At 51.6% G+C, this 12,015-nt stretch carries 10 protein-coding genes; 6 read left to right on the forward strand and 4 right to left on the reverse strand.

From position 1 onward, the window contains the following. The first annotated feature begins 202 nt into the window (after positions 1-202). The 4 genes from ppk1 to R9X49_RS11470 all read left to right on the forward strand — a co-directional run bounded on the left by ppk1 (position 203) and on the right by R9X49_RS11470 (position 4,676). Positions 203-2,275, forward strand: coding sequence for a polyphosphate kinase 1 (gene ppk1 / locus R9X49_RS11455; RefSeq protein ID WP_319848463.1), 2,073 nt, complete (start codon positions 203-205; stop codon positions 2,273-2,275). Next, the gene (gene ppx / locus R9X49_RS11460; protein WP_319848464.1) at positions 2,275-3,810 is read left to right on the forward strand and encodes an exopolyphosphatase; all 1,536 of its coding nucleotides are present in this window, start codon (positions 2,275-2,277) and stop codon (positions 3,808-3,810) included. Before ppk1 ends, ppx begins: the two co-directional genes overlap by 1 nt. 226 nt (positions 3,811-4,036) lie before the next feature. Next, entirely contained in the window at positions 4,037-4,225 is a 189-nt protein-coding gene (locus R9X49_RS11465) for a YjfB family protein (RefSeq protein ID WP_319848465.1), read from the forward strand. Positions 4,226-4,460: 235 nt separating this feature from the next. Continuing rightward, complete coding sequence (locus R9X49_RS11470; RefSeq protein ID WP_010300967.1) at positions 4,461-4,676, forward strand: YfgG family protein; 216 nt, start codon at positions 4,461-4,463, stop codon at positions 4,674-4,676. A 295-nt stretch (positions 4,677-4,971) separates the two neighbouring features. Here the strand turns inward: R9X49_RS11470 and R9X49_RS11475 are convergent, their stop codons facing one another. Together R9X49_RS11475 and R9X49_RS11480 are read right to left on the reverse strand one after the other, a co-directional pair. After that, positions 4,972-5,397 carry an organic hydroperoxide resistance protein gene (locus R9X49_RS11475; RefSeq protein ID WP_137740329.1) on the reverse strand — a complete coding sequence of 142 codons (426 nt, stop codon included), beginning with the start codon at positions 5,395-5,397 and terminating at the stop codon, positions 4,972-4,974. Between the two features lie 186 nt (positions 5,398-5,583). Continuing rightward, positions 5,584-6,033, reverse strand: a complete 450-nt coding sequence (locus R9X49_RS11480; protein ID WP_319848466.1) for a MarR family transcriptional regulator — start codon at positions 6,031-6,033, stop codon at positions 5,584-5,586. A gap of 219 nt (positions 6,034-6,252) precedes the next feature. Between R9X49_RS11480 and mgtE the strand changes: the two genes are divergently transcribed. Further along, positions 6,253-7,731: a magnesium transporter gene (mgtE, locus tag R9X49_RS11485; protein ID WP_319848467.1), complete on the forward strand. Its 1,479-nt coding sequence runs from the start codon at positions 6,253-6,255 to the stop codon at positions 7,729-7,731. A gap of 79 nt (positions 7,732-7,810) precedes the next feature. Here the strand turns inward: mgtE and galK are convergent, their stop codons facing one another. Further along, positions 7,811-8,974, reverse strand: coding sequence for a galactokinase (gene galK, locus R9X49_RS11490; protein ID WP_319848468.1), 1,164 nt, complete (start codon positions 8,972-8,974; stop codon positions 7,811-7,813). 9 nt (positions 8,975-8,983) lie between these two features. Next, positions 8,984-10,024, reverse strand: coding sequence for a galactose-1-phosphate uridylyltransferase (galT, locus tag R9X49_RS11495; RefSeq protein WP_319848469.1), 1,041 nt, complete (start codon positions 10,022-10,024; stop codon positions 8,984-8,986). A gap of 527 nt (positions 10,025-10,551) precedes the next feature. Between galT and galR the strand changes: the two genes are divergently transcribed. Next, the gene (gene galR, locus R9X49_RS11500; protein ID WP_256543034.1) at positions 10,552-11,562 is read left to right on the forward strand and encodes an HTH-type transcriptional regulator GalR; all 1,011 of its coding nucleotides are present in this window, start codon (positions 10,552-10,554) and stop codon (positions 11,560-11,562) included. The last annotated feature ends 453 nt before the right edge of the window (positions 11,563-12,015 follow it).

Genomic DNA, 12,015 nt, shown 5'->3' on the forward strand with positions numbered 1-12,015 from the left:
GCAGATTTGAACGCTGCTTGCAGCGGCCCTTTAGGGCGAGACCCACGACGGGTCGAGTATTTAAGGGTAGCCAACGTACAGACGGCTCGAAATATGACGGGTATCGTCATCAACACGCCATAATGTTGTTGTACCCTATCCTTACAAAGGAAGGGTATGAATATTGGATGAACCTTCAGTACATGAGTTGAGCGGAGTGACAATGGGTCAGGACAAACTCTACATAGAGAAAGAATTAAGTTGGTTATCCTTTAATGAGCGAGTACTTCAGGAAGCAGCAGATAAAAGCAATCCGTTAATCGAACGCATGCGCTTTCTGGGCATCTACTCCAGCAACCTTGATGAATTTTATAAAGTCCGTTTTGCCGATTTGAAAAGACGCATTCTGATTAATGAAGAACAAGGTCTGGACGGCAATCTACGACATCTTTTAGGAAAAATTCAGGCTCGTGTTCTCAAAACCGATCAAATCTTTGACAGCCTGTACAACGAACTGCTGCTGGAGATGGCGCGTAACCAGATTTTTCTGGTCAATGAACGTCAGGTTTCCCCTAATCAGCAGGAGTGGCTGAGAGATTACTTCCGGCAATATCTGCGCCCGCACATCACGCCAATACTGATCTTTGACGAAACCGACCTGGTGGAGTTCCTGAAGGATAGTTATACCTATCTTGCCGTCGAGATTATTCGTGGCGATGAGATTAACTACGCCCTGCTGGAAATTCCTTCGGATAAAATACCGCGCTTCGTCAACCTGCCAGCAGAAGCGCCGCGCCGTCGTAAGACTATGATCCTCATCGATAACATTCTGCGCTACTGTCTGGATGATATCTTCAAGGGCTTCTTTGATTATGATGCGCTGAACGCGTACTCCATGAAGATGACGCGCGATGCGGAATACGATCTGGTTACGGAAATGGAATCCAGCCTGCTGGAACTGATGTCTTCCAGCCTGAAGCAGCGCCTAACCGCCGAGCCGGTGAGATTCGTTTATCAGCGCGACATGCCGGACGCGATGGTCGCCATGCTGCTTGATAAACTGGGGATCTCTTCCTACGATTCCGTCATCCCCGGCGGGCGTTACCATAATTTCAAAGACTTTATCTCTTTCCCGAACGTCGGACGCGCCAATCTGGTCAACAAACCGTTGCCACGTCTGCGGCACACCGGATTCAACCATTTTCGCAATGGGTTTGATGCGATCCGTGAGCGCGACGTGCTGCTCTATTACCCGTACCACACCTTCGAGCACGTATTGGAACTGCTGCGACAAGCCTCTTTCGACCCCAATGTACTGTCCATCAAAATCAATATTTACCGCGTCGCCAAAGACTCGCGCATCATTAATTCAATGATCCATGCGGCGCACAACGGTAAGAAAGTGACGGTTGTGGTCGAGCTACAGGCGCGCTTTGACGAAGAAGCCAACATCCATTGGGCCAAGCGCCTGACGGAAGCCGGCGTGCACGTGATTTTCTCGGTGCCTGGATTGAAGATTCACGCCAAGCTGTTCCTGATTTCCCGCCGCGAAGGGGAAAACATCGTGCGTTACGCGCACATCGGTACCGGTAACTTCAACGAGAAAACCGCCCGCCTATATACGGACTACTCGCTGCTAACCGCCGACGAACGTATTACCAACGAAGTGCGCCGCGTCTTCAACTTCATTGAAAACCCTTACCGTCCGGTCAGCTTCGAGCATTTGCTGGTGTCACCGCAAAACTCCCGCGATAAGCTCTACCAACTGATCGATACCGAGATCGAGAATGCGCTGGCGAATCGTGATGCAGGCATTACGCTTAAGGTAAATAATCTGGTGGATAAAGGGCTGGCGGAAAAGCTGTATCAGGCTTCCTCTGCGGGCGTGAAAATTAATCTGCTGGTGCGCGGCATGTGCTCACTGATCCCCAATTTGCCGGGGATCAGTGAAAATATTCAGGTCATCAGTATTCTTGACCGCTATCTGGAACACGATCGGGTGTATGTCTTCAACAACGGCGGGGACAAGAAAGTCTACCTTTCTTCCGCAGACTGGATGACACGCAACATTGATTATCGCATTGAAGTCGCAGTGGAAATTCTAGACCCAACGTTGAAAAACCGCGTGCTGGAAACGCTGGATATCCTGTTCAGCGATACGGTGAAAGCCCGTGTCGTTGATAAAGAATCGAGCAACCGCTATGTATCACGCGGCAACAAGCGTAAAGTACGCGCGCAAAATGCCATTTACGACTACATCAAGGCGTTGGAGCAACCTGGAGATAAGCCTGAATAATGCCGTTAACGAACAATGAAAAAACCGAGATGAAGCCGCAAGAATTCGCGGCCATCGACCTGGGTTCCAATAGTTTTCACATGGTGATCGCACGCGTGGTAAACGGTGCGCTTCAGGTATTGGGGCGTTTAAAACAGCGGGTACATCTGGCCGACGGGCTGGACAACAAAAATGTGCTCAGCGAAGAGGCCATTCAACGCGGCCTGAGCTGTCTGGCGCTGTTTGCTGAACGCCTGCAAGGCTTCCCCGCCGTGAACGTATCTATCGTCGGAACGCACGCGCTACGTCAAGCGGTCAACGCGCAGGAATTTTTACGCCGCGCAGCGGATATTATCCCCTATCCGATAGAGATCATTTCCGGTCACGAAGAAGCTCGTCTGATCTTTATGGGCGTGGAGCATACGCAGCCGGAAAAAGGCCGTAAGCTGGTCATCGATATCGGTGGCGGTTCTACAGAACTGGTTATCGGTGAAGATTTCGAGCCGATGCTGGTGGAAAGCCGTCGTATGGGGTGCGTCAGCTTCGCACAGCAGTTTTTCCCGAACGGTGAAATCAGCGAAGCCAACTTCAAGCGCGCCCGGCTGGCTGCGGCGCAAAAGCTGGAGACGCTGTCCTGGGAATACCGCATATACGGGTGGAAATTCGCCCTCGGCGCGTCTGGAACGATCAAAGCCACACACGAAATTCTCGTGGAGATGGGGGAGAAAGACGGCCTGATTACGCCCGAGCGGCTGGAAATGCTACGCACGCAGATCTTGCAGTTTAAGCACTTTAAAGCGCTGAGTCTGCCGGGCCTGTCCGAAGATCGTCAATCGGTGCTGGTGCCCGGTCTGGCTATTTTGTGTGGTATTTTCGATGCGCTGGCGATCAAAGAGTTACGTCTGTCCGATGGCGCGCTGCGCGAAGGCGTACTGTACGAAATGGAAGGACGTTTCCGCCATCAGGATATTCGCATCCGTACCGCGCAAAGTCTGGCGACCCATTACAATATTGACCGCGAGCAGGCGCGACGCGTGCGGGAAACCACGCAGCAGCTTTATGCGCAATGGGCAGAGCAAAATCCTAATCTGGTGCACCCACAGCTTGAGGCCATCTTAAACTGGGCTTCCATGCTGCATGAGGTCGGGTTGGGCATTAACCATAGCGGCATGCACCGCCATTCCGCCTACATCCTGCAAAATACCAACCTGCCCGGCTTCAATCAGGAACAGCAGCTTGTGCTGTCGATGATCGTGCGGCTGCACCGTAAGGCGATCAAGCTGGAAGAGTTACCGCGGCTAAACCTGTTCAAAAAGAAACAGTATTTACCGCTGGTACAACTTCTGCGCCTTGCTACGCTGTTGAACAACCAGCGTCAGGCAACGACAACGCCGGAATCGTTACGGCTGCATACCGATGACAATTACTGGACGCTGACATTCCCACACGACTTCTTTACCAACAACACGCTGGTACAGCTGGATTTGGAACGGGAACAGGAATATTGGCAGGACGTCACCGGCTGGAAGCTGATGATTGAGGAAGAAAAAGCCTGATTGCTGGAAATGTTGTCGGGTAATCCTCACATACGCCAAACCGTGCCATGACGCAAAATCGTACAACCGGGCTGGCTGATGAAGTCTGGTTAACGTAAAGTTTACAGAGATGGGGCCGATACCAAAATGATGTCTGGCGATAATTTTCGCCAACATCATGCAACCTCGGCGGAAAGGCGCGCTTCCTTTCCAGATATCAATCCAACTCAGTATTAAGGAGAGTAAAATGGATGTATCACAGATTGCATCACTCGCAACCGACCTCAGCAGCATGCGTACCAGCAGTGAGGCCAGCGCGCTTGTGATGAAAAAAGCGCTCGACAGCCAAGAGGCCGTCGTTTCCGGCATTTTGCAGGCATTACCACCTCTGCCAGCAAATCCGGCGATTGGGCGTAACGTCAATACTACGGCGTAATCCCTTGCACCACACAACCCGCTTATCCGTTTCTGTTTGAGCGGGTTTTTGGTGGCCTTCTAAGTCCCTTTGTGTTTCCACCCCTTCGCGTTTACTCCTGCCCTCTTTCCTTGTACCGAACGTGCGAAAACCGAATCAGCCATCATCTTTTTCACTTCGGCAGATTGACCTCTCCTACAGCCTGTGCCTAAATAAACAACAGCGAATGTTCGCTTTCACAGAGGATTCACTGGTAATGTCCACACTTACCCACAAACGACGATTATCGATACGCCCGCGACGAAGTGGCTCTCGGATCGCCCGTGCCGTTTTACTCATCAGTTTCATTATTCTTTTAGGCCGCTTTGCCTACTCCACCATCACCGCGTTTGGTCATCATCAAGACAAACAGCAGCAGCGTGCGGAACAATTACTGCTTCCTGCCAACGTACTCGTCAATCAGAAAGAATAGCGCCTAACCAACCGGTTCCTTTTCCTTATATTCTCTTTTTCTTCATCAGGCATACTGCCTTCGTATTCTCGTGCCCGCTATTTACGCCCGTATCCGTCAGACGAGAATATCCGTCATAAAAAAACGTCGGGAACGTTTTTCAACGTTGCGTAGCAACGGCCCGAAGGGTGACGGACGAGGATGTCCGTCATAAAAAAAACGGCAGTGCGAATCTTCGCAGCCACCGTTTTCATCAATTAATCGTGCTCATCAATCAATAATGTACTTGCAATAATGTACTTACTTCAAGCCGGACTTAGACAATAGTCAGGGTCACGTCGATGTTGCCGCGCGTTGCATTGGAGTATGGGCAAACGATATGGGCTTTCTGCACCAGATCTTCAGCCACCGCGCGATCCAGACCCGGCAGGGAAATTTTCAGTTCGACTTCAATACCAAACCCGGTTGGGATGGCGCCGATGCCGACGCTGCCGTTTACCGTGGTATCAGCAGGTACGGCGATTTTCTCACGCGCACCAACAAACTTCATCGCGCCCAGGAAGCAGGCTGAATAGCCCGCGGCGAACAGCTGCTCTGGGTTCGTACCTTCACCACCAGCGCCACCCAGCTCACGCGGGGTAGTCAATTTAATATCAACCGCGTTATCGGAAGATACCGCACGACCATCGCGACCACCGGTGGCCTGAGCATGAGCAACGTATAATACTTTTTCAATAGACATAATGTGACTCCAGATCGTTAAGGGATAGCCTAAGGCAGTGAGATACTGTTCAGGCTTCAATTACATAGCAAAAAACTAAATCGCACACTACTTATTTAATTCAAGATAAATCACTTAAAAATTAATACTTAAAGACATGACGCTATCTCACTGATTTGGCGACGCATCGGGCAACCGCTAACCCTTTTAAAGATGCTCGATCAGGCTTTTACGCAGCGTTTCCAAATCTTTTTTGATCGTCTGCAACTGTTCGAGATGGCATTCCGTCGCGCAAAACACGCTTTCAGGAATTGCTCTTGCCTGCTGCTGAAGCGCCCGTCCTGCCTCGGTTAACCCGATCAGCACCTGACGCTCATCTTCTGTTCCCCGATTACGCACCACTAAACCTGCACTTTGTAACCGCTTGAGCAGCGGCGTCAGCGTGGCAGAATCCAGATACAGGCGCTCACCCAGTTCAGACACCGTCAAACCATCACGCTCCCACAGCACCAGCATCACCAGATATTGGGGATAGGTCAGGTTCAGCTCAGACAGCAAACGACGATACAATTTATTCATCGCCAGATTGGCTGAATACAGTGCGAAGCACAGCTGTCCATCCAGTTTGTAAGCGTTGTCGTTCATCGTCTCTGCCATCGGTGTTGGTTACGTTTCTGAGGCTGACTATATATCGCTAAAAACTAAATAGCAAACGATTTAATAATTCATTAGATGAAATCCGCAATAAAAAAACAGATCAGGACACCATCGCCCTACTTTTCAGACTGCGATTCCCAGTAATCCTATTCTTAATCTACTGATTTTGCGCTACGTTTAATAAAATACGGATAAAAAACAGATCGAGCATAAAACATTATGTCGAGTGTAAAAAAACTTACCGACCTCCGGCGCCGCATCTCCCTTCTGCTGTTGGAAAACAAGGAACTGGTTGAAGACATCATCAACCGACAGCCGCGCGCTGCGGAACGCGATGGCGCACCGTTAAGCGACAACACCGTATTAAGTAACAACATCGGGCTGCGTGAAAAAAGCATTCTGCTCGACCAAACCGCAGAAATCAGCGAGCTTATCATCGGGCTACATGCCGCTGACCTTGCCGATTTACTGGAGTCTTTACCGCAGGATGAACGTCTGGCACTCTGGCGACTGATTCCCATAGAGAAGCGCGGTCGCGTGTTGATTGAGGCCTCCGACAGCATTTCCGACGACCTGATCGGCGATATGCAGGATAAAGAAATCCTGAGAGCCGTTCGGATATTGGATGTTGATGAGCAGGCCCAGCTCTCTCGTCTTGTTCCTCGTCACCTGTTGGGCAGAATACTGACCTCGCTTGAGCCGAAGCAGCGTGCGCAGCTACGCGCCGCCATCAATTATGATGAAGATTGCCTCGGCCATATGATGGATTTCAAGCTCATTACCGTGCGCGCCGATGTCACACTCGCAGCCGTACAGCGCTATCTGCGCTATCGCAAAACCATCCCCGAATCGACCGACAAACTGTTTGTTACCGATCGCAAAAATACGCTGATCGGCGAACTGTCGCTGGCCAGTATTCTGCTCCACGCGCCTCAGACACAGGTTAGTGACGTCATGGACGATCAGCCGCTAAGGTTCCAACCTGAAGATAAAGTCGAAGAAGCCGCAGGGGCGTTTGAACGTTACGATTTAATCTCCAGCGCCGTGGTGGATAGCAAAGGGAAACTCATGGGACGCCTGACGATTGAGGATATCCTCGACGTCGTGAACCGGGAAAGCGACAGTAATCTACGGCGTTCAGGGGGGTTGACGCCCTCTGAAGATGTTTATGCCCCCGTGTACAAATCGTTCCGCAATCGCTGGGCATGGCTGGCTATTAATCTTTGTACGGCGCTCATCGCCTCGCGGGTCATCGGCCTGTTTGAGCACACATTATCTCATTTGGTGGCGCTGGCAACGCTCATGCCGATTGTCGCCGGAATCGGCGGGAATACCGGCAACCAGACGATCACCATGATTGTGCGTGCGCTGGCGCTGCATCAACTTGAACACGGTAAAAAATCGTACCTGCTACTCAAAGAGCTCGGCGTCGCGCTGGTTAACGGGGTGATATGGGGCACAATTATGGGCGTGGTGACTTTCCTGCTCTACGGCAGCGCCGCTATGGGCGGCGTAATGATGCTGGCTATTCTGCTGAATTTACTGCTCGCTGCGCTAATGGGCGTCGCTATCCCGCTAATCATGATGAAACTCGGCCGCGATCCGGCCGTCGGCTCCAGCGTCATGATCACCGCCATCACCGATACCGGCGGTTTCTTTATCTTCCTTGGGCTGGCAACGCTGTTCCTGCTCCCGTGAACCTCGGTAATGCAGAACACATGCCATATAAAAAGGGCTTTAATCAAAGCCCTTTTTGCTCGCTATTTCCAGCCAGAACTTAGCTCAGGCGACCCGCTCCGCCGGATGCCTGACACAAATAGATGGATGGCTGAAGCCCGGTGCGCGCCGGATATTCACGTTCAATCACCTGTTTGACTTCGTCAGTCAGCGCCGAAGGGATAAGGGCGACAATGCAGCCGCCGAAACCACCGCCGGTCATACGCACGCCGCCCCGCTCGCCAACATAATCCTGAATCAGCGCAACCAACGTATCGATCGGCGGCACGGTAATTTCAAAATCATCCCGCATGGAGACATGCGATTCCGCCATCAGCGTAAACAAACGGTGTGCATCCTGACGCGCCAGTGCATCGGCCGCTTCCAGCGTACGGCGGTTCTCGGTAATAACGTGCCGCGCACGGCGAACCGCGACTGCATCCAGTCCCTCGATTCCTGCTTCAAACTGCGACAGGGAAACATCGCGCAGCGCCTTAACGTTAAAGTGACGCGCTGCCGCTTCACACTGCTGGCGGCGCGTGTTGTATTCGCTGTCCACCAGCCCACGACGCACGTTGGAGTTCACGATCAGGACGTCAACGCCATCGAGCATACGCACCGCGCGTCCTTCCAGAGAGCGACAGTCGATCAACATCGCCTGGCCCGCACGCCCCTGAGCGGAAATAAACTGATCCATAATGCCGCAGCTACAGCCGACAAAATCGTTTTCTGCCTGCTGCCCGTTTAACGCGATATCCAGCTGGCTGATGTCCAGATTATTCAGCTCTTTGAACGTCTGCCCGATCGCCACTTCCAGCGAGGCCGATGAGCTCAGCCCTGCGCCAGACGGCACATTGCCGGAAACCACCATATCCATACCGCTGAGCGGCAGGCCGCGTGCCAGCAAAAACTTCACCGTGCCGCGGATATAGTTAGCCCAGGTATATTCCGGGTGAGGCACGATCGCTTTGGCGAGGTCGAACTCATCCTGCTGGTTGTCAAAATCCACCGACACGACCCGCACGATGCCATCCTGACGCACCGCCGCGCTGACCACCGTCTGGTAATCGATAGCACACGGCAAAACAAAGCCATCATTATAGTCGGTGTGTTCACCAATCAGGTTGACCCGACCGGGCGCCTGGATAGCGGCATGCGGCGCATAGCCAAATAATCGGACAAAAACAGACTCGGTTAACTGACGTAGAGAATCAATACGGCTCATAAAATGACCTCAAATTTGCTCACGAAAATGGATATCACTTACGCTGCGTAAACGTTCAGCGGCCTGCTCTGCCGTCAGATCACGCTGTGCCTCAGCCAGCATTTCATAGCCGACCATAAATTTGCGCACGCTGGCGGAACGTAATAGCGGAGGATAAAAATGGGCATGCAGTTGCCAGTGAGCGATGTCGTCACCTTTAAATGGCGCGCCATGCCACCCCATCGAATAAGGGAATGAGCACTGGAACAGGTTGTCGTAACGGCTGGTCAGCTTTTTCAGGAGCAGCGCCAGATCTTCACGCTGAACATCATTCAACTGTGGCAACCGCTGTACGGCGAACTTGGGCAGGACCAGCGTTTCAAACGGCCACGACGCCCAATAAGGGACAACCGCTAGCCAATGATCCGTTTCTACCACGATGCGTGAACCGTCAGCCTGTTCGCGGCGAACGTAGTCCAGCAGTAACGGCGAACCGTGACGTAAGAAATAGGCTCGCTGCTGATCGTCCTCACGCTGTACCTCATTCGGCAGGAAGTCATTAGCCCAAACCTGCCCGTGCGGATGGGGATTCGAGCACCCCATCATCGTTCCTTTATTCTCAAAAACCTGAACCCACGGATACCGTTTGCCCAGCTCCTCGGTTTGATCGCTCCACGTATCAATCACCGCTTTCAGCGCTGGCAGTGAAAGCTGCGGCAGGCTTTTACTGTGATCGGGAGAAAAACAGATGACGCGGCTGACGCCACGGGCTTGCTGAACGCGGAAAAGCTCGTCGTCGCCCGACGGTGCATCCGGCGTATCTTCCATCAGTGCCGAAAAGTCATTCGTAAAAACAAAGGTGCCCTGATAGTGCGGGTTGATATCGCCAGTAATACGTTTGTTGCCCGCACACAGGTAACAGGTCGGATCGTAAGACGGCGGCGTGGAACGATCCGGTTCATCCTGCTGGCCCTGCCAGGGGCGCTTCGCACGATGCGGAGAAACCAGAATCCACTCGCCCTTCAGCGGATTAAAACGACGATGCGGATGTTCAGTTGGCTCAAACTGCATAAGCTATTCCTCAATACAAAACACAAATTCGGTACAACGGCGTCGCCATCCGCGGCCAATTGTATGGCGCTAACAGCCCGTCAGCGGCCTGGAAGAGGCATCCGGCCAGCCGGTAAACACAGCCAGAAAAACCCCTAAATGTAATCAGTTTCACTATATATTATGGATAAAATAGCTGTAAAAAAGCCGAATACCGATAGTTCGCTATCGTTTAGCCATCATATAAGTGTAATCGGTTACCCTAAATTTAAACCTCAGAATGGTATTTTGGAAGAGAGAAATGACCGATGATTGTTGATAGCGATCACATAAGTACGGTCTGGATCAAAAAGGCAAGGAGGTCGGATAGGTAACATCACCCAAAAACCTGTACATTTATAAATATTAAGTAATCGATTTTTCTTTTAACTTGTGCATTAGGCGACGACTCGCCTTAATACCCTAAATAATTCGGCTTGCTGGAAGGCCTAAAGATATGCAGCTTGAAGTATGGCGGGGATAACACATTTGACCGTTCAGGAATGCCAATGGCCACAATAAAGGATGTCGCTCGTCTATCAGGTGTATCAGTCGCTACGGTTTCGCGCGTAATTAATAATTCGCCCAAAGCCAGTACCGCCTCAAGGGAAGCCGTACACAAGGCCATGGCGGAACTGCAATATCATCCGAACGCCAATGCCAGAGCACTCGCGCACCAGAGTGCAGAAACCATGGGGCTGGTTGTTGCGGATGTCTCCGATCCCTTTTTCGGGACGATGGTTAAGTCTGTCGAACAAATTGCTCAGGCAACCGGTAACTTCCTACTGATCGGCAACGGCTATCACAATGCCGAGCAGGAAAAGAAAGCCATTGAGCAGTTGATTCGCCACCGCTGTGCGGGGCTGATCGTGCATGCCAAAATGCTCTCGGATGAAGAACTGGCCGCGTTGATGAGCCACATTCCTGATATGGTGCTCATCAACCGTACCTTGCCCGGCTATGAAAGCCGCTGTGTTGCGCTTGATGACCGCTATGGTTCCTGGCTGGCAACGCGTCATTTAATTCAGGAAGGACACCAAAAGATCGGTTTCCTCTGCTCTAATCACCAAATTTCCGACTCCGCTGATCGCCTGCAAGGTTATATGGATGCGCTGCAAGAGCACGGCATCCCACGGGATGAACGCCTCATTGCGCGCGCCTCGCCGGACGAAGTGGGCGGCGAGTCCGCCATGATGGAGCTCCTGAGCCGCGGCGGCAATATGACGGCGGTAGTGTGCTACAACGATTCCATGGCCGCTGGCGCCCTCTCCGTCCTGAGCGACAACAGCATCAGCGTACCGCAGGATATGTCGGTGGTCGGGTTTGATGACGTATTGATCGCCCGCTACCTTCGCCCTCGCCTGACAACCGTGCACTATCCGGTTTCCGCCATGGCGATTCAGGCGGCAGAATTAGCCATCGCGTTATCTCACGGTAAAGAGCTTAGCGAAACTACGAATATGTTTAGCCCGACGCTGGTACGCCGCCATTCTGTCAGCCCCCCAACCCGTAAGAAGTAGCCACCTTTTATCTACAAGGCTTGCCTGATGCTGGTTCGCATCAGGCAAGTCGCGCTTCTGAATCCCCTTGTTTTCTTTTTTCCTTCATCAGACATCCTTTCTCTATTTTCCAGAAATGTTTCCTACTCGGCATCGCGCCACACCTTTTATGCAACGTTTCCAATTCTGCTATAAAAAAATTTTATGCTGTATTTGCGGCATACAGACAAAACGTGTAACCAGTTACACACCATTACATAGCGAATAACATCACAATAAGACTAATAAATACGCAAAGAACAGCCTGTAACATCGTTAATTCAGTGTAAATTTTGGTGTAACTCTTTTGTATTTTGTGAGAACAATCATGTCACGCACCGTTTTATTCCCCCATAATCCTTCGCCATGAGTGGAAGCGTTTTACCTCCGTTCACGTCATGTTATTTGGAACATCCACATTCTTACCCGAATAAG

It is taken from the genome of Pectobacterium carotovorum, from assembly GCF_033898505.1.
Taxonomy (GTDB): domain Bacteria; phylum Pseudomonadota; class Gammaproteobacteria; order Enterobacterales; family Enterobacteriaceae; genus Pectobacterium; species Pectobacterium carotovorum_J.

Bases quoted from the DNA above. Each gene is read 5' to 3' on its own strand.
- R9X49_RS11475 (WP_137740329.1), bottom strand. From the start codon at position 5,397: ATGTCTATTGAAAAAGTATTATACGTTGCTCATGCTCAGGCCACCGGT.
- galR (WP_256543034.1), top strand. From the start codon at position 10,552: ATGGCCACAATAAAGGATGTCGCTCGTCTATCAGGTGTATCAGTCGCT.
- R9X49_RS11480 (WP_319848466.1), bottom strand. From the start codon at position 6,033: ATGGCAGAGACGATGAACGACAACGCTTACAAACTGGATGGACAGCTG.
- ppk1 (WP_319848463.1), top strand. From the start codon at position 203: ATGGGTCAGGACAAACTCTACATAGAGAAAGAATTAAGTTGGTTATCC.
- R9X49_RS11470 (WP_010300967.1), top strand. From the start codon at position 4,461: ATGTCCACACTTACCCACAAACGACGATTATCGATACGCCCGCGACGA.
- R9X49_RS11465 (WP_319848465.1), top strand. From the start codon at position 4,037: ATGGATGTATCACAGATTGCATCACTCGCAACCGACCTCAGCAGCATG.
- galT (WP_319848469.1), bottom strand. From the start codon at position 10,024: ATGCAGTTTGAGCCAACTGAACATCCGCATCGTCGTTTTAATCCGCTG.
- mgtE (WP_319848467.1), top strand. From the start codon at position 6,253: ATGTCGAGTGTAAAAAAACTTACCGACCTCCGGCGCCGCATCTCCCTT.
- ppx (WP_319848464.1), top strand. From the start codon at position 2,275: ATGCCGTTAACGAACAATGAAAAAACCGAGATGAAGCCGCAAGAATTC.
- galK (WP_319848468.1), bottom strand. From the start codon at position 8,974: ATGAGCCGTATTGATTCTCTACGTCAGTTAACCGAGTCTGTTTTTGTC.